This is a genomic window from Arthrobacter sp. TJ-263 (assembly GCF_058269155.1).
In genome coordinates this window covers 424529-445167 of record NZ_JBZCNE010000003.1, presented here as the reverse complement: position 1 = coordinate 445167, position 20639 = coordinate 424529, and the positions used below count along the sequence as shown (strand labels likewise).

The following is a 20639-nucleotide window of genomic DNA, read 5'->3' as shown; positions in this document are numbered from 1 at the left end:
CATCAAAAAAGCGTAAAGACGCCACATCCGCGACCGGTCGTCGGGTTGAATGAGCCACCGGTGCGGATCGTCCGCACCGGTCGCACCGTCCCCGGAGGTCGAGGGCATCCCCGTCACGTCACGCACCGCACCGGTCCGGAAGTTCCGCCGTTCCACGGCCGCCCGCCTGCACCGGGCCGCACACACCGTCGCTGTCCGGCTGGAACGGCTCGGTCCCCGCCATCCTGCCCAGGTGATCGTGCTGGGCTTCGGGGCGGCGATCCTCGTCGGTACGGTGCTGCTGATGCTCCCGAGCTCGAAGGTGGGAGCAGGAAGCGCCACGTTCCTCGAGGCGCTCTTCACGGCCACCTCCGCCGTCTGTGTCACCGGTCTGATCGTCGTCGACACGCCGGTCTACTGGACCGGTGCCGGCCACGTGATCATCCTGGGGCTCATCCAGGTCGGCGGCTTCGGCATCATGTCCTTCGCCTCCCTCCTGGGTGTCCTCCTGGCCCGCCGGATGGGCCTTCGCTCGCGCATCTCGACGGCGGCGGAGACCAAGAGCGTGGGTTTCGGCGACGTCCGCACCGTGCTCCTGGGCGTCCTGCGGATCACCCTGGTCGTGGAGTCCGTGACGGCGGTGCTGCTCGCCGCCCGCTTCCGGCTGCACTACGGCCACGACTTCGGGGAAGCGGTGTGGCTCGGGATCTTCCACGCGGTGTCCGCCTTCAACAACGCCGGATTCGCGCTGTTCAGCGACAGCCTGATCGGATTCGTGGGCGACCCGTGGATCTGCCTGCCGATCTGCGCCGCCGTCATCATCGGCGGGCTGGGCTTCCCGGTCCTCTTCGAGCTGCGCCGCCACTTCCGGTTCCCCCGGAAGTGGCACATGACCACCAAGCTCGTCCTGAGCGGCACGGTGGCCCTGCTCGTCCTGGGTACTGTCTGCATCACCCTCGTCGAGTGGTCCAACCCCGCCACCCTCGGGGCGATGCGGCCGCGGGAGCGGATCCTCGCGGGATTCTTCCAGTCCGTGATGACACGGACGGCCGGTTTCAACAGCGTCGACTTCGCGCACCTCGATCCGGTGACCCTCCTGGTCATGGACGTGCTGATGTTCATCGGAGGCGGCCCCGCCGGAACAGCCGGTGGCCTGAAGATCACCACGTTCGGGGTTCTGTTCTTCATCCTCTACACCGAGATCAGCGGAGGCACCGCCGTCAACGTCTTCGGCAAGCGCCTGCCCCGCTCCGCCCAGCGGCAGGCCATCTCGATCGTCCTGCTCGCCGTCGGGCTCGTCACCACCGCGACCATGTTCCTCATGCTCACCACCGACTTCGGCCTCGACCGGATCCTCTTCGAGGTGATCTCCGCCTTCGCGACGGTCGGCCTCTCCACGGGCATCACGGCCGGCATCCCGTCCGCGGGCCAGGTGGTCCTGATCCTCGTGATGTTCGCCGGACGCCTCGGCCCGGTCACCCTCGCCACGGCGCTGGCGCTGCGCTCCAAACCCCTCTACTACGAATACCCGAAGGAAAGGCCCCTCATTGGCTAGGCACCACATCTTCTCCTCCAGGCCCGCCGATGCGATCGCTGCCGCGGATTCCGTCGCCGTCATCGGCCTCGGCCGGTTCGGAGGTGCCTTGGCCCTCGAACTCGAGAACGCCGGGACCGAAGTCCTCGGGATCGACGACGACGAGGACACCGTCCAGTCCTACAACGGCCTGCTCACGCACGTGGTGCGTGCCGACACCACGAAGGAGGAGGCCCTGCGCCAGCTGTCGCTGCCGGACTTCGACCGCGTCGTCGTGGGCATCGGCAGCGACCTGGAAGCGAGCATCCTGACCACATCGATCCTCCTACGCTTCGATCGGCCCACCATCTGGGCGAAGGCCGTCAGCGAGCCGCACGCCCAGATCCTCTCCCAGCTGGGTGTGGAGCGCGTGATCCGTCCCGAGCACGACATGGGCAAGCGCGTCGCCCACCTCGTCCGTGGCACCATGCTCGACTACGTCGAGTTCGAGGACAACTTCGCCATGGTCAAGACCCGGCCGCCACGGGAGTACTGGGACCGCGAGCTCGGCACCACTGGCCTGCGCGCCAAACACGGCGTCACGGTTGTCGCCGTCAAGCGCAAGGGCGGCGAATGGGACTACACGACAGCGCAGACCACCCTGTACGACGACGACGAGATCATCGTGGCGGGACCGACCGGCAAGGCCGAGCACTTCAGTTCCCTCGTCTGAGCGGGCAGCGCAAGCCCCCTGCTGCGGCGTCTTTTTTCACGGTCCGCTCCGCCCGCGCGCTACGCTGGAGGTCTTGGTGAGCCGGGAAGTCTGGTCGGCGCTCATACGAGCGAGCCCGATCCCAGGAACCCATGACCTCCAGTCACGCACCGTCCAGTCCGCCCGGACCACCCCGCGGCGCCATCGTCTTCAGCCGCAGCAGCTACCCGGAACACCTGCGCATCTCCGGCATCCTGCGCAAGGAGACCGTCGGTGGAGGCCTGCTCCTCCTCGCCACCGTCCTGGCGCTCGTCCTCGCGAACACCGCCGCAGCGGACACCTACTTCGCGGTGCGTGACTTCAGGTTCGGCTACGAGCCCTGGCACCTCGAGCTGAGTATCGGGGCCTGGGCCGCGGACGGCCTGCTCGCCATCTTCTTCTTCCTCGCGGGCCTGGAGCTGAAGCGCGAGTTCGTCGCCGGTGACCTGCGCAAGTTCGACCGCGCGGTCGTGCCCGTCGCAGCGGCGATCGGCGGAGTCGTCGTGCCCGCACTGGTATATGTCGCGATCACGCTGAGCGCCGGCCCCGAGGCATTGCGCGGCTGGGCGATCCCGACCGCGACCGACATCGCCTTCGCGGTGGCCGTCCTCGCCGTCGTCGGCTCGTCACTCCCCAGCGCACTGCGCATCTTCCTGCTGACGCTCGCCGTGGTGGACGACCTCCTGGCGATCAGCATCATCGCGTTCTTCTACTCGGAGGACATCTCCGTCCCGCCACTGCTGATCGCGATCGTCCCGCTGGCGGTCTACGCCTTCCTCGCGCAGCGCTTCCCGACCTTCTTCCAGCGCCGGGCCTGGGCCCCCTGGCTGATCCTGCTCCCGCTCGGGTTCGTGGTGTGGGCCCTGGTCCACGAATCCGGGGTGCACGCCACCGTCGCCGGCGTCCTGCTCGGGTTCGCCATCCCCGTCCTCCCGCATGGCGTGAAGGCGTCCGACCTCGACGACCCGGCGCAGCCCGTCGACACCGAACCGGCCGACGGGCCGGCCAAGGCGCACGACGTGCAGCCCGACGGCCTGGCCGACACCCTCGAGCACCGCATCCGCCCGCTGTCCGCGGGCTTCGCCGTCCCCGTCTTCGCCTTCTTCTCCGCCGGAGTGGCCATCGGTGGCCTGGAGGGACTCGTGAGCGCCATCACCGATCCCATCGCCGTCGGCATCATGGTGGCCCTCGTCATCGGCAAGCCCGTGGGCATCCTGCTGGCCACCCTCGCCGTCACGAAGACCACCAAGGCGAGCCTGGACCCCGACCTCACCTGGGTGGACATCGTCGGCGTCGCCCTGCTGGCGGGCGTCGGCTTCACGGTGTCGCTGCTCATCAGCGAACTCGGCTTCGGTCAGGGGACGCCCGAGGACGACCACGCGAAGGTCGCCATCCTCGCCGGATCCCTGATCGCCGCGCTGGCCGCAGCCGTGGTGCTGCGCCGGCGGAACAAGCGGTACCGCGAGATCGAGGAACAGGAGAAGATCGACGCGGACAACGACGGCGTCCCCGACGTCTTCGAGCAGCGCTAGGTCAGGCGTTCACACGCCGCCAGAGCCAGGACAGGGTCAGTGCGCCTGCACTGCGACGGAAACCGCTCCGCCCGGAGACGACCTCGAGGGCGGCCCAGACGGCCAGGCACACGGCGCTGGCCCGGCGCAGGCGCTCGCGATTGTCCTCGTCGAGGGCCAGGAAGGAGGCCGCGCCGAGCACCGCCCACCCCAGGATCGGGGCGTTCGGCTTCTGGGCGACCGTCTGGCGGCCGAGGCTGTCGGTGAAGAAACCCATCACGCACCCTTCTTCCTGGACGAGCCGGACTCCTTCGCGGACCCGGCCTTCTTCTCGCGGTTCTTCTCGACGCTGCGCCGCAGGGCCTCCATGAGGTCCAGCACGGTGGCGTCGTCGTCCTCGTCCTTGGCTCCGCCGAATGTCTCCTCGGTGTCGAGGGTGTCGCCCTTCTCGATCTTCGCGTCGATCAGGGTGCGCAGCTGCACCTGGTACTCGTCGGTGAAGTTCTCCGGATCGAAGTCGGTGGAGAAGGAGTCCACGAGGGCGGCCGACATCTCCTTCTCCTTGGCCGAGATCCGCACCTTCTCCTCGAGGGCCGGGAAGGACGCCTCACGCACCTCGTCGTCCCAGAGGAGCGTCTGGAGCATGAGGACGTCACCCCGGACGCGCAGGGCGGCGAGGCGGCTCTTCTGGCGGAGGGAGAACTGCACGATCGCCGTGCGGTCCGTCTCCTCGAGCGTGCGTCGCAGCAGGACGTAGGCCTTGGTCGAAGTGCTGTCGGGCTCCAGGAAGTATGCGCGGTCGAGCATGATGGGGTCGATCTGGTCGCTCGGGACGAACTCGACCACCTCGATCTCCCGGCTCCTCTCGACCGGCAGGGCGGAGAGGTCCTCGTCCGTCAGCACCACCGTGTGCTCGCCGTCGTCGAACGCCTTGTCGATGTGCTTGAAGTCGACCACCTCCCCGCACACCTCGCAGCGCCGCTGGTAGCGGATGCGGCCGCCGTCCTTGTCGTGCACCTGGTGCAGGGAGATGTCGTGATCCTCCGTGGCGCTGTAGACCTTGACCGGCACGTTGACCAGGCCGAACGCGACGGCACCCTTCCAGATGGCTCTCATGGCACAAGTGAACACCAAGCAGGCTTACCGGGCCAGAGGATGCCCTCCGCCCACCCCTAGACTTGGGGTGTGACTTCCGAGACCGTAGAGCCCATCGTCAGCAAGACCACCAGCGACGACGGCGGGACCGTGCTGCGCCTGGAGTTCCAGTTCGCGTTCCCGCCGACCGTGCTGTGGAAGCACCTCACCGAGGTCGACAAGTTGAAGTACTGGTTCCCGTGCGAGATGGAGTTCGAGCCGCGCAAGGACGAGGAGATCCTGTTCCGCTTCGCCGACCAGAAGCCCCTGCGCGGGACGGTACTGGAGGCCGAGAGGCCGTCGGTGCTCGCCTACACCTGGGAGCGGGACACCCTCCGCTGGGAGCTCGCGCGGACCGCGGAGAACGGCACGCAGCTGGTGCTGTTCCTGACCCCCGGCAGCCCCCGCCATTCGGCGACCATGGCGGCCGGGTGGCACCTCACCATCGCGGGCCTCGACGACTTCCTGAACAAGCGCAGCCTCGGGCAGGATCCCGCGGTCTGGGACACCTACGTGGCCCGGTACCGCCGGCAGTTCGGGGACTGAGCCTCCGCGGGGACCCTCCGGGGACTCCCCGGGGCCGGAGCGCCGATTGGGACTGGAATACCGCGGGCATCCGGTCAAGACTGGGGGAATGGCCCCTCCCCGCTCCGCAGGGCAGCAGACCGTCACCGTCGACGGGCGCACGCTGCGCCTCTCCAGCCTGGACAAGGTGCTGTATCCCGCCACCGGCACCACCAAGGCCGACGTCCTCGCCTACTACGCGGCCGTGGCGCCCCACCTGATCCGCCATGCAGCGCACCGCCCGGTGACGCGCAAGCGCTGGGTGCACGGGGTCGGCACGCCCGAGGACCCGGGCCAGGTGTTCTTCCAGAAGAACATCGACGAGAACGCCCCCGCCTGGGTCCCGCGGAACGCGATCAAGCACAAGGACCACACCAACGTCTATCCGATGGTCGACGACCTCGCCACGCTCACCTGGCTGGGGCAGATCTCGGCACTCGAGCTCCACGTGCCCCAGTGGCGCTTCGCGGCGGACGGCACCCCGGCGAACCCCGACCGCCTCGTCCTCGACCTCGACCCCGGCGACGGCGCGGGACTGGCGGACTGTGCCGCCGTGGCCCAACTCGCCCGGCCCATCCTGCAGGGCATGGGGCTCGAGCCGTTCCCCGTCACCAGCGGCTCCAAGGGGATCCATCTCTACTGCGCCCTCGACGGCCGGCAGACCTCCGGACAGGTGTCCGCCGTCGCCCACGAACTCGCGCGCGCCCTCGAGGCCGACCACCCGGACCTCGCGGTCAGCGACATGAAAAAGGCCCTCCGCCCCGGCAAGGTGCTCGTGGACTGGAGCCAGAACAACGCGAACAAGACGACGGTGAGCCCCTACTCGCTGCGCGGGCGGCTCGAGCCGACCGTCGCCGCCCCGCGCACCTGGGAGGAGATCGGCTCCGCGGGGCTCCGCCACCTCGACTACCGCGACGTCCTGCAGCGGGTCGAGGCACTGGGGGATGTCCTGGCTCCCGCGACGCACCCTCCCTCGTCGGCGGAGGACGGCGGAGCTGCCGCCTCGGACCGGCTCTCGACGTACCGGTCGATGCGCGATGCGTCGAAGACACCCGAACCGATTCCCGACGCCGTGGGGTCGGCGGGCGGCAACAGCTTCGTGATCCAGGAGCATCACGCGCGGCGGCTGCACTACGACTTCCGGCTGGAACGCGAGGGCGTACTCGTCTCCTGGGCCGTCCCCAAGGGCCCTCCCCTGACGCCGGACAGGAATCACCTGGCCGTGCAGACCGAGGACCACCCCCTCGACTACGGCTCCTTCGAAGGAACCATTCCCAAGGGGGAATACGGTGCGGGAGACGTGACCATCTGGGATGCGGGGACCTACGAGCTGGAGAAGTGGAGGGACGGCAAGGAAGTCATCTGCACGCTCCACGGGAGGCCGGACGGCGGCCTCGCGCGGGGTGGCGCCGCGATCCGCCGCTACGCGCTCATCAACACGGGCGGCGCGCCGGGCGCCAGGAGCAACTGGCTGATCCACCTGATGAAGGAGCAGCCCGCCACGGCGCAGCAGGACCCGGGCACGGCCGCGGAGCAGGACCCGGGTACCTCTACGGACGCCGGCATGGATGCCACCCCTGCCCCGCCCGGGGATGCCACCCCCGTGCGGCCCATGCTGGCGACCCTCGGCTCCGAGCAGGCCATCCCCGATCCGGAGGACTGGGCGTACGAGATGAAGTGGGACGGTGTGCGCTGCATCGCCGTCGTCCGGGACGGCGGGGTCCGCCTGATCAGCCGCAACGGGGTGGACACCACGCCCATCTACCCGGAGCTCGGGGACCTCGGCGGGCTCCTCAGCGCGGACAGTGCGGTGCTCGACGGCGAGATCGTCGCGTTGAACGCCAGGGGCCGCCCCGACTTCGGGCTCCTGCAGACGCGCATGAAGCTGACCTATCGCGCCGAGATCGAGGCCGCGCAGGCCATCACGCCGGTGCGCCTCATGCTCTTCGACCTCCTGGAGCTCGACGGCAACGACCTCACGGGCCTCGAGTACCGCCAGCGCCGGGAACTGCTCGGGAAAGCCGTCGACGACGCCGAGGATGGGCACGTGCAGGTCCCGCCGGTACTCGACGCCACGCTCCGGGAGGCGGTTGAGGCGAGCCGGCAGCTGGGACTGGAGGGCATCATGGCCAAACGCCTCACGAGCGACTACCAGCCCGGCGCGCGTTCGGCGTCGTGGGTGAAGATCAAGCACCTGCAGACGCAGGAGGTCGTCGTCGTCGGCTGGCGCCCCGGGCGGGGCAACCGCGCGGCGAAGGTGGGGTCCCTGCTCGTCGCCGTGCCCGACGGCGTGGACCTCCGCTACGTGGGCCGTGTGGGATCAGGGCTGACGGACCGCGATCTCGCGGAGGTGGGCGCCCGCCTGAAGAAGCTGGCCCGCAAGACCGCCCCGCTCGGCGACGTCCCGGGCGCCGACGCATCCGACGCCCACTGGGTCCGGCCGGCCCTGGTGGGCGAGGTCCAGTACAGCGAGCAGACCGGCTCCGGGCGGCTCCGGCATCCCGTCTGGCGCGGCTGGCGTCCCGACAAGTCACCGTCCGACGTCGTCGTCGAACTCTGAACGGACCCGAATCCACAGCGCATCACCCAAGGAGGCAGATATGAGCACTCTCGATGTCCGGGGACTGGACGCCTGGTGGCGGGCGGCCAACTACATCTCGGTGGGCCAGATCTACCTGCGGGACAACGCCCTGCTGACCCGTCCGCTGGCCGCGGAGGACGTCAAGGCCCGGCTGCTCGGACACTGGGGCACCACGCCCGGGCTCAACTTCGTCTACACGCACCTGAACCGCGTGATCTCGGAGCGACGGCAGGAGATGCTCTTCGTCACGGGTCCCGGCCACGGCGGGCCCGCGAACGTGGCCAACGCCTGGCTCGAGGGGACGTACTCCGAGGTGTACAGCACCATCGGCAGGGACGGGTCGGGGCTCGACGCCCTCTTCAGGCAGTTCAGCTACCCCGGCGGCATCCCGTCCCATGCGGCGCCGGAGACCCCGGGATCCATCCACGAGGGCGGGGAGCTGGGCTACGCGCTGGCCCACGCCTACGGTGCCGTCTTCGACAACCCCGACCTCATCGCCGCCACGGTGGTGGGCGACGGCGAGGCCGAGACCGGCCCGCTCGCCGCGAGCTGGCACTCGACCAGCTTCGTGGACCCGGCGGTCGACGGCGCGGTCCTGCCGATCCTGCACCTGAACGGCTACAAGATCGCCAATCCCACCGTGCTCTCCCGCATGCCCGAGGAGCAGCTGCGGCAGCTCATGTACGGCTACGGCTACGACCCGCACTTCGTCACGGTGTCCGACCCCTCGGCCACGGAGGCCGCGCACCGGGACTTCGCCGCCGTCCTGGACGCCTGCATCGACGACATCCACGCCATCCAGGCGGCGGCCCGCACCGCACCGGCACCCCCGGAGGCGCCCGCCCCCCGGTGGCCCATGATCGTGCTGCGCTCGCCGAAGGGCTGGACCGGGCCGGCCGTGGTCGACGGCCTGCCCTCGGAGGGCACGTGGCGCGCGCACCAGGTGCCGCTGTCCGGGATCCACGAGAACGAGGAGCACCTGCACCAGCTCGAGGAGTGGATGCGGTCCTACGATCCGGGCTCGCTCTTCACGGACACCGGGGAACTCCGGCCCGCGATCGCCGCGCTCGCCCCGGAGGGCCCCCTCCGCATGAGTGCGACGCCCTACGCCAATGGCGGCTGGCTCCTCCGCGACCTCGTGCTGCCCTCCTACGCCGAGCACGCCGTCGAGGTCCTCCGGCCGGGCGTCGGGAAGGCCAGCCCGATGATGACCGTCGGCGGCTACCTCCGGGACGTCATCGAGCAGAACCCGCACAACTTCCGCCTGTTCGGGCCCGACGAGACCGCGTCGAACCGGCTGTCGACCGTGTACGAGGTGACGGACAAGGCGTGGCAGCCGCGCATCGAGGACGTCGACGAGCACCTCGCCCGCTCCGGCCGCGTGATGGAGGTGCTCAGCGAGCACCTGTGCCAGGGCTGGCTGGAGGGCTACCTCCTCACCGGCCGGCACGGCGTGTTCAACTGCTACGAGGCGTTCGTGCACATCGTCGACTCGATGTTCAACCAGTTCGCGAAGTGGCTCAAGGTGCACCGCGCGCTGTCCTGGCGCCAGCCCATCGCCTCCTTCAACTACATGCTCTCCAGTCACGTCTGGCAGCAGGACCACAACGGGTTCTCCCACCAGGACCCGGGCTTCATCGACCACGTGGTCAACAAGAAGGCGGACATCATCCGGGTCTACCTGCCGCCGGACGCGAACACGATGCTCGCGGTCACCGAGCACTGCCTGCGGACCCGCGACACCATCAACGTGATCGTCACCGGCAAGCAGCCCGCGCCCACCTGGTTCGAACCGGAGGACGCGCATCTGCACGTGAAGCGGGGCATCGGCATCCTGGACTTCGCGGGATCCGAGGAGCCGGGCGTGGAGCCCGACGTCGTCCTCGGCTGTGCCGGTGACGTGCCGACCCTCGAGGTCGTGGCCGCGGCCGGGCTGCTCAAGGCGGCGATCCCGGGGCTCAGGATCCGCGTGGTCAACGTCGTGGACCTCATGCGCCTGCAGGACAGTTCCGAGCACCCCCACGGATTGTCCGCACGCGACTTCGACACGCTGTTCACGACCGGGAAGCCCGTGGTCTTCGCGTATCACGGCTACCCCTGGCTCATCCACCGCCTGACCTACCGGCGGACCAACCACGCGAACCTGCACGTACGCGGGTATAAAGAGGAGGGCACCACGACGACGCCGTTCGACATGGCGATGCTCAACCAGATCGACCGGTTCCAGCTGGCCATGGACGTGATCGACCGCGTGCCGGCCCTCGGTGCCACCCAGGCCCGCTTCCGGCAGGATCTCCAGGACCAGCGGCAGCGCGCCTGGCAGTACACGCGTGACGCCGGGAAGGACCTCGAGACCATCACCGGCTGGACGCTCGACGAATCTTCGCCGGACGACGCGAAGTAAAACCCGTCGTCCACGACCAGAAGGAGAACCCCGTATGACCGAGTCCCGCATTACCGCGACCCGCACCATCGACGCACCCGCCGGTGCGATCTTCGACCTGCTGTCCAACCCCGCGCACCACGCCGCCCTCGACGGCTCGGGCATGGTGCAGTCGGACAGCAAGTCGGACCGCATCACGGGCGTCGGGCAGACGTTCACCATGAACCAGAAGTGGGACAAGATGGGCGGTGACTACCAGACCGACAACCACGTGGTGGGCTACGACCCGAACAAGCTGCTGGCCTGGAAGACGGCGCCCGCCGGTGAAGTGCCCCCGGGGTGGGAGTGGGTGTGGGAACTGCAGCCCGCGGGCCCGGACTCCACCGAGGTCTCCGTGACCTACGACTGGTCGGCGGTCACGGACAAGGCCATCCTCAAGCAGCTCAGCTTCCCCGAGGTCTCGCAGGAGGCCCTGGACTCGACGCTGGCGAACCTCGCGGCGCAGGTGTCCGAGGCCTGATCCCGGAGCCGCAGAGCCGCGTACGGCGGCGGCCCGTCCCGAGGGCCGGCCGCCGCCGTACGTCCCGGCCCGGTACGGCTAGTCCAGCAGGGCGACGTCCGAGACGAGTTCGATGTGGCGCTGCATGGCGTCCGCCGCCGCGACCGGGTCCTGCGCCCGGACGGCCTCGGTGATGCTCCGGTGCGATGCCAGGGACTGCTCCGGCCGGCCGGGCTGGGTCAGGGATTCGAGGCGGGTCTCGAGCACCATCTCGCCGATGAAGGCCATGAGCTGTGCCAGCACCGGGGAGTGCGCGGCCGCCGTGACGGCCTGGTGGAAGAGCTCGTCGCCGCGAGCCCCGCGCCCGCCGTCGTCGATCTCCGCGCGCATCTCCTCGAGGGCCCGGTCGATCGCCGCGAGGTCCTCGTCCGTCCGGCGCTCCGCCGCGAGGGCGGCGAGCCTGACCTCGAGCGTGCTGCGGGCCTCGACGATATCGGGGAGGCGGCTCCGATGCTCGCGCAGGCCCTTGATGACGCTGGCCACGCTGGCGCGGTGACGCAGCACCGCTCCGGTCCCGTGCTGCACGTCGATCACGCCGAGGACCTCGAGTGCCACGAGTGCCTGGGCCAGCGTCGCCCGGGAGACGCCGAGCCGTTCGGCGAGATCACGTTCGGCGGGCAGGAGATCGCCGGGGCGGAGCTTCGCGGACTCGATGTAGCCGAGGAGTTGCTCGACGAGCTGTTCGTAGAGCCGCGGGCGCGCAAGGCGGCCGAGCGGTGGTGGGCTGGCGTCGTCGGTCATCCTGGGCTCCCCCGTGTCGTGGTGGGGCTCATGCTATCGCTCGTCGATTGACAGGGACACCCACTCTCCTACAGGCTAGGCCAGTGAGCCTGTAACACACGTCACAGCTCAGCCCCCTGTCCATCGCCCGCTGGAGGATAACGATGTCCGCTCCACTCCTATCGATCATCATCCTCGCGGCGATGTTCCTGATAGCCACCCTGCTGCCCATCAACATGGGGGCGCTCGCCTTCGTCGGCGCCTTCCTGCTGGGAGCCGTCGTCCTCGGCATGGACACCGACGACATCATCGCCGAATTCCCCGGCGGATTGTTCCTCACCCTGGTCGGGGTGACCTATCTCTTCGCCATCGCCCAGAACAACGGGACGATCGACCTGCTCGTGCAGGGTGCCGTGAAACTCGTGCGCAACCGGGTGGCACTCATCCCCTGGGTGATGTTCCTGATCACCGCGGTCATCACCGCCGTCGGCGCGCTCGGCCCCGCCGCCGTCGCCATCATGGCCCCCGTGGCGCTCGGCTTCGCGGCCCGCCACAAGATCTCCCCGCTGCTCATGGGCATGATGGTGGTCCACGGCGCGCAGGCCGGCGGCTTCTCGCCGATCGCGGTCTACGGCGTGATCGTCAACGACATCGTGGGGGAGTCCGGGTTCGAGTACAGCCCGCTCGTCGTCTTCCTGGCGAGCTTCATCTTCAACCTGCTCATCGCCGTCGTGCTCTTCGTGGTCCTCGGCGGCCGCACCCTCATGTCCTCGCGCGTCTCCCACTTCGTGGAGGAGGCCGCCGAGGCACGCCTGAACGTGAGCCCCGGGGTCCGCCGGGCCGACGTCGCCTACAAGGGGACCGGCAGCGGCACCTACGGTCCGCGCGACCCGGCGGGCGACGGCGTCGTCGCCACCAGGACCCGCGAGGACCGCGTGTCCCAGGGCGCCACCATCCTCGGCCTGATCGCCCTCGCGGTCGTCGCCCTCGGGTTCAGCGTCGACGTCGGCTTCGTCGCCATCACGGTCGCCGTCGTCCTCGCCCTGATCTCCCCCAAGGCGCAGAGCGGAGCCGTCAACAAGATCGCCTGGTCCACGGTCCTGCTCATCTGCGGCATGCTCACCTTCGTGGGCGTCCTCGAGGCCGCCGGCACCATCGACTACGTGTCCGACGGCGTCGCCAGCCTCGGCATGCCGCTCCTCGCAGCGCTGCTGATCTGCTACATCGGTGCCGTGGTGTCGGCGTTCGCGTCCTCGACGGCCATCCTCGCGGCGCTGATCCCCCTGGCCATCCCGTTCCTGGAGACCGGGGCCGTGGGCGCCGTCGGCGTGGTCTGCGCGCTCGCCGTGTCCTCCACGATCGTGGACGTCTCGCCGTTCTCCACCAACGGCGCCCTCGTCCTCGCGAACGCCCCGGAGGGCACGGACAAGGACCGCTTCTACAAGCAGATCCTCGGCTACGGCGCGATCGTCGTCGTCGCCGGTCCGCTCATCGCCTGGCTCGTCCTCGTGGTCCCCGGCTGGCTCTGAGCCGGCCCACCCGACCACCCCGCCCGACAGCACGACCACCGGAGGAACCATGACCGCCGAGACCACCGCACCGCACCCGACCGCCGGCGGGGAGCGCGGCGGACCGCTCGCCGGCCGCCTCGTCGTCGACCTCAGCAGGGCCCTCGCCGGACCGCACGCCGGGATGATGCTGGGCGACCTCGGCGCGCGCGTCATCAAGGTGGAGACCCCGGGCACCGGGGACGACACCCGCGGGTGGGGTCCGCCCTTCGTCGGCCCGGAGGAGGACCGCCAGTCCACCTACTTCCTGTCCTGCAACAGGAACAAGGAATCGATCGCCCTCGACCTCAAGAGCGAGGACGGACGGGCGGTCCTCACCGAACTGCTCCGCCGTGCGGACGTCGTCGTCGAGAACTTCAGGCCGGGGGTCCTGGACCGGCTCGGCTTCTCCACGGACGCGATGCTGGAGCTGAACCCCGGGCTGGTCATCCTCTCCATCACCGGGTTCGGGCACGACGGCCCCGAGGCGAAGCGCAGCGGCTACGACCAGATCGTGCAGGGCGAGGCGGGCCTCATGTCCGTCACCGGGCCGGACCCCGACAACCCGCAGCGCGTCGGCGTCCCCATCGCCGACCTCCTGTCCGGGATGTACGGGGCCTACGGGGCGGTCGCCGCGCTGCTGGAGCGGGAACGGACGGGCAAGGGCCAGGTGGTACGCACCTCGCTGCTCGCCGCGATCATCGGCGTCCACGCGTTCCAGGGCACCCGGACCACCGTGGCGGGCGAGGTACCGCAGGCGCAGGGCAACCACCATCCCTCGATCGCGCCCTACGGACTGTTCAACTGCCGGGGCGGCAAGGTGCAGATCAGTGTGGGCAGCGAGAAGCTGTGGGCCGCCTTCACCGCGGCGTTCGGGCTCGACGCCGACAGGCCCGAGTTCGCCTCGAACGCGGACCGGGTGCGGAACCGGGACCTGCTGATCCGGACCGTCGAGGACGCGTTCTCCGCCTACGAGTCCGAGCCGCTCCTCACGAAGCTCAACGAGGCGGGGATCCCCGCCGGCAAGGTGCGGACGCTCGACGAGGTGTACGCCTGGGACCAGGTGCACGCCCAGGGCCTGCTCCTGGACGTCGACCACCCCGTGCTCGGCACCATCGCACTGCCCGGCCCACCCCTGCGTTTCTTCGACGGCGCCTCCGAGACGACCACCCGCAGCCACAGCGCGCCGCCGCTGCTCGACGGCGACGGCGCGGCGATCCGAGCATGGCTCGCCGCGTCGGGCAGCGACGGCTCGTGAGCGGTGAGGCCCGCGCCCGGCACCTGACCGCACGCGAACTCATCGACGCCGTCCTCGACGCCGGGTCCTTCACCTCATGGGACAGTCCCGTCCCCTCGCCCTACGCCGGTGCGAGTGCAGCGTACGAGGACGAGCTGCGGCGGGCACGGGAGAAGAGCGGGGCGGACGAGTCGGTACTGACCGGCGAGGGCCTCATCCACGGCCGACGGGTGGCCGTCATCGTCTCGGAGTTCACCTTCCTCGCGGGTTCGATCGGCCGTGCGGCCGCGCACCGGATCACGGCCGCGGTCCGCAGGGCGACGGCGGAGGGGCTGCCCCTCCTGGCCGGTCCGGCATCGGGCGGCACCCGCATGCAGGAAGGCACGCCCGCGTTCCTCTCCATGGTGGACATCACCGGCGCCGTGCGGGCCCACCGGCAGGCCGGGCTGCCCTACCTCGTCTATCTCCGGCACCCCACCACCGGCGGCGTCATGGCGTCCTGGGGATCCCTCGGCCACGTCACGGTCGCCGAACCCGGCGCGCTGCTCGGCTTCCTGGGGCCGCGCGTCTACGAGGCGCTCTACGGGGAAGCCTTCCCGTCCGGTGTCCAGACGGCCGAGAACCTGTTCGACAAGGGACTCATCGACGCCGTCGTCCCGCCCGGCCAGCTGGCGGCGATCGTCGACACGGCACTCTCCGTGCTGCTCGCGGACCCGGCCCGCCTGCCCCCGCCGCCCCCGACCACCGCCGTCACCCCCGGCGACGGCGACGCCTGGACGTCCATCCTCGTCTCGCGCAACCGGCGGCGCCCCGACCTCCGGCGCCTGCTCGCCGCCGGAGCCCGCGATGTCCTGCCGCTCAACGGGACCGGGCAGGGCGAGAAGGACCCCGGGCTGCTGCTCGCCCTGGCCCGGTTCGGGGAGCAACCGTGCATCGTGCTCGGCCACCAGCGGCCGCGGCGCCCCGAGGACGCGGTGATGGGCCCGGCGTCGCTCCGGGAGGCGCGGCGCGGCATGAAGCTCGCCGAGGAACTGGGCCTCCCGCTGCTGACCGTCATCGACACCGCCGGCGCGGACCTGTCCCGGGAGGCCGAGGAGGGCGGACTCGCCGGGGAGATCGCCCGGTCCCTGCACGACCTCATCGGGCTCGCCTCGCCGTCGGTCTCCGTGCTGCTGGGCCAGGGGGCGGGGGGAGGCGCGCTCGCCCTGCTGCCCGCGGACAGCACCATCGCCGCCGAGCACGCCTGGCTCTCGCCGCTCCCGCCCGAGGGGGCCAGTGCGATCGTCCACCGCACGGTGGACAGGGCGCCCGGGATGGCGGAGGCCCAGGGGGTGAAGGTCGCCGCGCTCGTGGACCGGGGCGTCGTGGACCACGTGGTGGACGAGCGGCCCGACGCCGCCGAGGAGGGACGGGCGTTCTGCGAGCGGATGGCCTCAGCCATCGAGTACGAACTGGCACGCGTCAAGCGCCTGCCGGCCGATGACCGGCTGGAGCGCCGAGCCGGGAAGTACCGGGCGGGCACACCCTGACCGGAGCGCGCTCGCCGGGACGGTGAGGTGCGGAGCCTGCGATGTCAGGTGCCGGGGTGCTGCGCCCGGTAGATCTCCATCTGGCGGTGCCGGCGCTGCAGGCTGTCCCGGCGGGACGTGCTCTCTGCATCCGGCGCCTCGGCCGTCAGGTCGATGTGTCGCTCGCCGTAGTGCCACAGCAGCATGTCGTCGAGGAGCCGGTCCGGGCCGGGGGAGTACCGGTGGTCGAGGGCCTTGCGGACCGTGGTGATGGTGTCCGCCTGCAGCAGGTCGACGAGTTCCAGCGTGGTCTTCCGCCCGTGCGCTGCGAGGAGCTCGGCGGCCCACCCCCAGTTGTCGTCCGATTTCCGGTCCACGTGGGGCAGGAGCGTCTGCCAGACGTCGCGGATGCGGTTGGGCGTCAGTGGGGCGCTGCCCTCGCCGTCCTCGTCCCAGAACCCGGTGACGGTCTCGTACCGCTCGTGCAGTTCGGCGAAGGCCGATTCCACGGTTTCCAGCATGGCCGCCGTGCCCGTGAACTGGCGGTCGAAGTAGGGGCTCCAGGCCTTCGGGTTGGACGCCTTGAAGCGGATGTCGTGCTCGATCTCCGACCAGGCGTGCGCCAGCACGGTGCGCACCTGCACCTCGAAGAGATAGCTCCCCGCGGCTCTCGTCTCCGGGTCCACGGCCTGCTGGAAGCCGCGCACCACGTCGTTGTGGATGGTGCGCATGATGAGGTGGCGGCTCGAATAGCCGTACGTGCCGGACTCGATGGACCCGATGTCCTTCTCCCGGTCACCCCGGCAGTCGAACTCCTGGCGTTGCCGCTTGAGGAGGTTCGCCGCGAGGTCCACCTCGTGGGGCAGCGTGGTGATGATGCGGACCCCCACCAGATCCGTCAGGTTCCGCATCGGGTCCGGGAAGACGAGGGCGGGCGGGTCCGCAGGGTCCACGGCCGGCAGCGTACGGGACGCCTTGTCGCGGAAGGACTCGACGGTCTTGGTGCGTGCCGTGACGAACAGGGGCCTCAGGTCCGCACCCTCGAAGATGGCGGCGATGCTGGACCGCATGGCCTCGGTGACGCGGTCCAGGGCGGGCCGGACCCGGGCGAACTCCCGCGTATGCGCCTCGACGGCAGGGCGCAGCCGCTCGTCGAGATCGTCCCACGCGCCCATGCATCCAGCCTTTCCGAGGAGAGTCTTCATCGTATCCAACCCCGGCGACCGTTACGCTTCCCCTGTGCATCGCGAGAAGACCGTGCGTCCGCCGGGACGCCGCTCCGTCCTGGCCCTGCCGGCCGCCGCCGGGGCTGCCCTCCTCGCCGCCTGCGGGATCCGCCAGGGAACCGGGTCCGGCTCCGCGGCGCCGCAGCGCTACCGCTACGGCGACGATCCGAGCCAGTTCGCGGATCTCTACCTGCCCGGCGGGGAGACCGCGGTGCGCGGCGTCGTGGTGATCATCCACGGCGGCTACTGGCGCTCCACCTACGGCGCGGAGCTCGGCGAACCCCTCGCACAGGACCTCGCCCCGCGCGGCTACGCGTGCTGGAACCTCGAGTACCGGCGCGCGGGCAACGGGGGCGGCTGGCCCGCCACGTTCGACGACGTCGCCGCGGGCATCGACCACCTCGCCGTGGCGGCCGACGACCACGGACTGGACCTGCGCTCGACGACGGCGCTCGGCCACTCCGCGGGCGGCCACCTCGCGGTGTGGGCGGCGGGGCGGTTCGCGCTCCCATCGGGTGCCCCGGGCGCCGGCACGCCGGTGGTGCCGCTCACCGCCGTCGTCAGCCAGGCCGGGGTGCTGGACCTCGCGGAGGCCCGGGCGCTCGGCCTGAGCGGCGACGCCGTGGAGAACCTGCTCGGCGCGCCCGGGGACCCGGAGCGCTATGCGCTCGCCGACCCGATGACCGTGCTCCCCCTCGAGGTCCCCGTGTACGCGGTGCACGGCACCGAGGACACCACGGTGCCGCCCAGCCAGTCGGAGGCGTACGTGGCCGCGGCCACGGCGGCGGGTGCGACGGCGGAACTCGTCCGCGTCCCGGGCGACCACTTCGCCGTCATCACGCCCGGGTCGCCGGCGTGGGAGGCGATCCTCGACCGCCTCGAGGAGGCAGCCGGCCTGCCCGCCTCGGGCTGACCGGGCCGGGTCCCTAGTTCAGGGCGAGCGTCCCTTCGGGCAGGGCCCCGCCGGCGAGCAGCTCGCGCGCCGAGTCCGCCAGCGCGGTCAGGGCGACGCGCTGCGTCCACGGGCCGTAGGAGATCCGGGCGACGCCGAGTTCCTGCAGGCGTGCGGGCGCCAGGCTGCCGGGCACGTTGATCACGCTGAGCCGCTGCGGACCGAAGGCTTCCACGAGGGCGGTCACGGCGTGCTCGTCGAGCAGGCCGGGGACGAACACGTTGGTCGCGCCGACGGCGAGGAACGCCTTGCCGCGCTCGACGGCCTCGGCCAGGACGTCCGCCGGATCGCGGTCGCCCGCCTTCACGAAGGCGTCCGTGCGGGCGTTCAGCACGAAGTCGATGCCCTCGGCCTGCCCGGCCTTCACGGCTGCCTCCATCTGCGCGACGGCATCGGCGAGCGGGCGCATCCGGTCCTCGATGTTCGCCCCGACGATCCCCACGCCGATCGCCCGGCGCACGGTGTCCCCGGGATTCCCGTAACCGGATTCGAGGTCGGCGGACACGGGGAGCGTGGTGGCCGCGGCGATCCGCCCGACCGCCGCGATCATCTCCTCCAGGGGGATGTTCTCGCCGTCCTCGTACCCGAGCGACGCGGCGATCGAGTGGCTCGCCGTGGCGAGGGCCGTGGTGCCGGGGATGTCGGCGATGGTCCTGGCGCTGATGACGTCCCAGACGTTGACGACCTGCAGGATCTCGGGGGCGGCGTGGAGCCGGGAGAGGGTGGTGGCCCGTGCTGCGAGCCCGGTGGTGGGTGATTCAGTCATGGGGGACCTTCCGGGTACGGGAGGCGATCCAGGCGGCGGCGCCGTCGACCTCCGTGGGGTGGATTCCGTGCCCGCCCTCGCGGACGTTCCGCTGTACTTCGGCGCCGCGGCTCTCCAGGATCGCGCCGAGGCGGGTCACGCTGTCGATGGGGGCCATGGCGTCGGACGCCCCGTTGAACAGGGCGACGTGCGTCCCGGTCAGGTCCGCGTCGATGGTGCGCCCGTCGAGGGGGTACATCCCCGAGAAGGCGACCGCGGAGGAGACGGCGTCCGGGTGGAGCAGCACGGCGGCGAGGGCGATGTTCGCCCCGTTCGAGAACCCGACGGCGACGAGCGGGCGGTCGGCGATGCCGTAGTGGTCCCGCGCCCAGCCGAGGAACGCGGCGAGCTCGCCCGCGCGGCGGACGACGTCGTCGACGTCGAACACGCCCTCGCCGAACCGGCGGAACCACCGGTTGAGGCCGTGCTCCTGCACCGGGCCCCGCGGCGCGAGATAGCCCGCCCCGGGCGCCAGGCGGGCGGCGAGCGGCAGGAGGTCCTGTTCGGTGCCGCCGGTGCCGTGCAGGAGCAGCAGGACGGGGGCCTCCGCTGCTCCTGCCTCGAACAGGTGCGGCCACGTCTGCGGGGTGGTCATGAGCCCGCCTTCCTGAAGAAGGCCTGGACGGCGGGGTTGTTCTCCTCCGGCAGGTCGATCGTCGCGACCGCGTGGGAGATGGCCTCGCGGTTCGGCTCGAGCCACGGCGGAAGCTTGAGGGAGCGGCCCAGTTCCAGCAGGGGTTCGTCGATGTCGAAGCCGGGGGTGTCCGTCGCGATCTCCAGCAGGGTTCCGCCGGGTTCGCGGAAATAGATCGAGGTGAAGTACTGGCGATCGAGGATGGCCGTCACCGCGTACCCGCGCTCGGCGAGTTCCTGGCGCCACACCTCCTGGGTCTGCCGGTCGGGGACGCGGAAGGCGATGTGGTGCACCGTCCCCCCGGCCACGAGACCGCGCTCGCCGCGGGGGTCCGTGACGACGTCGACGACGGTACCGGGCTCCCCGGCATGGGTGCTGAGACGGTAGCGGCCGTCCTTCTCGGCGAGGACCGTCATGCCGAGATCACGCGTGAAGGTCTCGAGCGTACGGGCGGGGTCCTGGACCGTGAGGACCGAGGAGTGCTGGCCCCGCACGGCGTACTCGGCCGGGACGGAGGCGGAGTCCCACGGGTCGCGGGGGTCGGAGACGGAGGAGGCCACGAGGTCGATCTGCAGGCCGTCGGGGTCGCGGAGGGACAGGCGCTCCTCCTCGGACGAGGCGCGCGCGATGGTCGACTCGACGCCGATCGCCTTGAAGTGTTCCTGCCACCAGCCGAGGGTGCCCTGCGGCACGGAGAACGCGGTGGTGGTGGACTGCCCGCTGCCCACGCGGCCGCTGCGGATGCCCTGCCACGGGAAGAAGGTGAGGAGGGAGCCGGGGCGGCCGGCCTCGTCGCCGTAGTAGAGGTGGTACGTCCCCGGATCGTCGAAGTTCACCGTCTTCTTGACCAGGCGCAGTCCCAGGCCCCTGATGTAGAAGTCGATGTTCTTCTGCGGGTCACCCGCGATCGCGGTGACGTGGTGGAGACCCTCGGTTCGTGCGGTCACGCTGTCCTCCTGGGTTCGGACCGGCCTTCCATCCACCGGCTTGTCCATGCAAACACATGTATCGGACTATTTGTTCCGGCCCTCGGGG

The 20639-nt window shown here is 70.7% G+C and carries 18 protein-coding genes; 11 read left to right on the top strand and 7 right to left on the bottom strand.

The genetic code is table 11. The features are described 5' to 3' along the window. The first annotated feature begins 49 nt into the window (after positions 1 to 49). The 3 genes from AC4D2F_RS16255 to nhaA all read left to right on the top strand — a co-directional run bounded on the left by AC4D2F_RS16255 (position 50) and on the right by nhaA (position 3775). Positions 50 to 1534: a TrkH family potassium uptake protein gene (locus tag AC4D2F_RS16255; protein WP_490911532.1), complete on the top strand. Its 1485-nt coding sequence runs from the start codon at positions 50 to 52 to the stop codon at positions 1532 to 1534. Next, a complete protein-coding gene (locus AC4D2F_RS16250; RefSeq protein ID WP_490911531.1) occupies positions 1527 to 2225 on the top strand; it encodes a potassium channel family protein in 699 nt (232 codons plus the stop codon). Before AC4D2F_RS16255 ends, AC4D2F_RS16250 begins: the two co-directional genes overlap by 8 nt. Positions 2226 to 2356: 131 nt before the next feature. After that, positions 2357 to 3775: a Na+/H+ antiporter NhaA gene (gene nhaA / locus AC4D2F_RS16245; RefSeq protein ID WP_490911529.1), complete on the top strand. Its 1419-nt coding sequence runs from the start codon at positions 2357 to 2359 to the stop codon at positions 3773 to 3775. Between the two features lies 1 nt (position 3776). On the opposite strand, the gene AC4D2F_RS16240 is transcribed toward nhaA, so the two are convergent. Both AC4D2F_RS16240 and ku read right to left on the bottom strand, forming a co-directional pair. Next, positions 3777 to 4031: a hypothetical protein gene (locus AC4D2F_RS16240; RefSeq protein WP_104167507.1), complete on the bottom strand. Its 255-nt coding sequence runs from the start codon at positions 4029 to 4031 to the stop codon at positions 3777 to 3779. After that, complete coding sequence (gene ku / locus AC4D2F_RS16235; RefSeq protein ID WP_104167506.1) at positions 4031 to 4870, bottom strand: non-homologous end joining protein Ku; 840 nt, start codon at positions 4868 to 4870, stop codon at positions 4031 to 4033. The genes AC4D2F_RS16240 and ku overlap by 1 nt, the downstream gene beginning before the upstream one ends. A gap of 69 nt (positions 4871 to 4939) precedes the next feature. Here ku and AC4D2F_RS16230 point away from each other — a divergent pair, with 69 nt between their 5' ends. The 4 genes from AC4D2F_RS16230 (at position 4940) to AC4D2F_RS16215 (ending at position 10936) form a co-directional block, all read left to right on the top strand. Next, positions 4940 to 5434, top strand: coding sequence for an SRPBCC domain-containing protein (locus AC4D2F_RS16230; protein WP_490911527.1), 495 nt, complete (start codon positions 4940 to 4942; stop codon positions 5432 to 5434). An 88-nt stretch (positions 5435 to 5522) separates the two neighbouring features. Then, entirely contained in the window at positions 5523 to 8012 is a 2490-nt protein-coding gene (locus tag AC4D2F_RS16225; protein WP_490911526.1) for an ATP-dependent DNA ligase, read from the top strand. Between the two features lie 40 nt (positions 8013 to 8052). Then, a complete protein-coding gene (locus tag AC4D2F_RS16220; RefSeq protein ID WP_490911525.1) occupies positions 8053 to 10437 on the top strand; it encodes a phosphoketolase family protein in 2385 nt (794 codons plus the stop codon). A 34-nt stretch (positions 10438 to 10471) separates the two neighbouring features. Beyond that, on the top strand, positions 10472 to 10936 hold the full coding sequence (locus tag AC4D2F_RS16215) for an SRPBCC family protein (protein WP_104167502.1): 465 nt from the start codon (positions 10472 to 10474) through the stop codon (positions 10934 to 10936). A 78-nt stretch (positions 10937 to 11014) separates the two neighbouring features. Here AC4D2F_RS16215 and AC4D2F_RS16210 read toward each other — a convergent pair whose 3' ends face one another. Next, on the bottom strand, positions 11015 to 11716 hold the full coding sequence (locus AC4D2F_RS16210) for a FadR/GntR family transcriptional regulator (protein ID WP_104167501.1): 702 nt from the start codon (positions 11714 to 11716) through the stop codon (positions 11015 to 11017). A 143-nt stretch (positions 11717 to 11859) separates the two neighbouring features. On the opposite strand from AC4D2F_RS16210, the gene AC4D2F_RS16205 reads away from it, so the two are divergent. The 3 genes from AC4D2F_RS16205 to AC4D2F_RS16195 are packed head-to-tail and all read left to right on the top strand — an operon-like array spanning position 11860 to position 16008. Further along, the gene (locus AC4D2F_RS16205) at positions 11860 to 13224 is read left to right on the top strand and encodes an SLC13 family permease (RefSeq protein ID WP_490911523.1); all 1365 of its coding nucleotides are present in this window, start codon (positions 11860 to 11862) and stop codon (positions 13222 to 13224) included. 49 nt (positions 13225 to 13273) lie between these two features. Further along, positions 13274 to 14500 (top strand): CaiB/BaiF CoA transferase family protein, encoded by a 1227-nt coding sequence (locus AC4D2F_RS16200; protein ID WP_490911522.1) that lies wholly within the window; start codon positions 13274 to 13276, stop codon positions 14498 to 14500. Beyond that, entirely contained in the window at positions 14467 to 16008 is a 1542-nt protein-coding gene (locus tag AC4D2F_RS16195; protein WP_490911521.1) for a carboxyl transferase domain-containing protein, read from the top strand. Before AC4D2F_RS16200 ends, AC4D2F_RS16195 begins: the two co-directional genes overlap by 34 nt. A 44-nt stretch (positions 16009 to 16052) precedes the next feature. Here the strand turns inward: AC4D2F_RS16195 and AC4D2F_RS16190 are convergent, their stop codons facing one another. Further along, entirely contained in the window at positions 16053 to 17162 is a 1110-nt protein-coding gene (locus AC4D2F_RS16190) for a GTP pyrophosphokinase (RefSeq protein WP_490911520.1), read from the bottom strand. Positions 17163 to 17319: 157 nt separating this feature from the next. Between AC4D2F_RS16190 and AC4D2F_RS16185 the strand changes: the two genes are divergently transcribed. Further along, the gene (locus AC4D2F_RS16185) at positions 17320 to 18126 is read left to right on the top strand and encodes an alpha/beta hydrolase (RefSeq protein WP_490911616.1); all 807 of its coding nucleotides are present in this window, start codon (positions 17320 to 17322) and stop codon (positions 18124 to 18126) included. A gap of 13 nt (positions 18127 to 18139) precedes the next feature. On the opposite strand, the gene AC4D2F_RS16180 is transcribed toward AC4D2F_RS16185, so the two are convergent. From AC4D2F_RS16180 to AC4D2F_RS16170, 3 genes are read right to left on the bottom strand one after another with little or no spacing between them, the layout of a single operon-like run. Beyond that, positions 18140 to 18931: an isocitrate lyase/PEP mutase family protein gene (locus AC4D2F_RS16180; protein ID WP_490911519.1), complete on the bottom strand. Its 792-nt coding sequence runs from the start codon at positions 18929 to 18931 to the stop codon at positions 18140 to 18142. Next, the gene (locus AC4D2F_RS16175; protein WP_490911517.1) at positions 18924 to 19565 is read right to left on the bottom strand and encodes an alpha/beta hydrolase; all 642 of its coding nucleotides are present in this window, start codon (positions 19563 to 19565) and stop codon (positions 18924 to 18926) included. Before AC4D2F_RS16175 ends, AC4D2F_RS16180 begins: the two co-directional genes overlap by 8 nt. Continuing rightward, positions 19562 to 20551 carry a ring-cleaving dioxygenase gene (locus tag AC4D2F_RS16170; RefSeq protein ID WP_490911515.1) on the bottom strand — a complete coding sequence of 330 codons (990 nt, stop codon included), beginning with the start codon at positions 20549 to 20551 and terminating at the stop codon, positions 19562 to 19564. Before AC4D2F_RS16170 ends, AC4D2F_RS16175 begins: the two co-directional genes overlap by 4 nt. Positions 20552 to 20639: the final 88 nt, after the last annotated feature.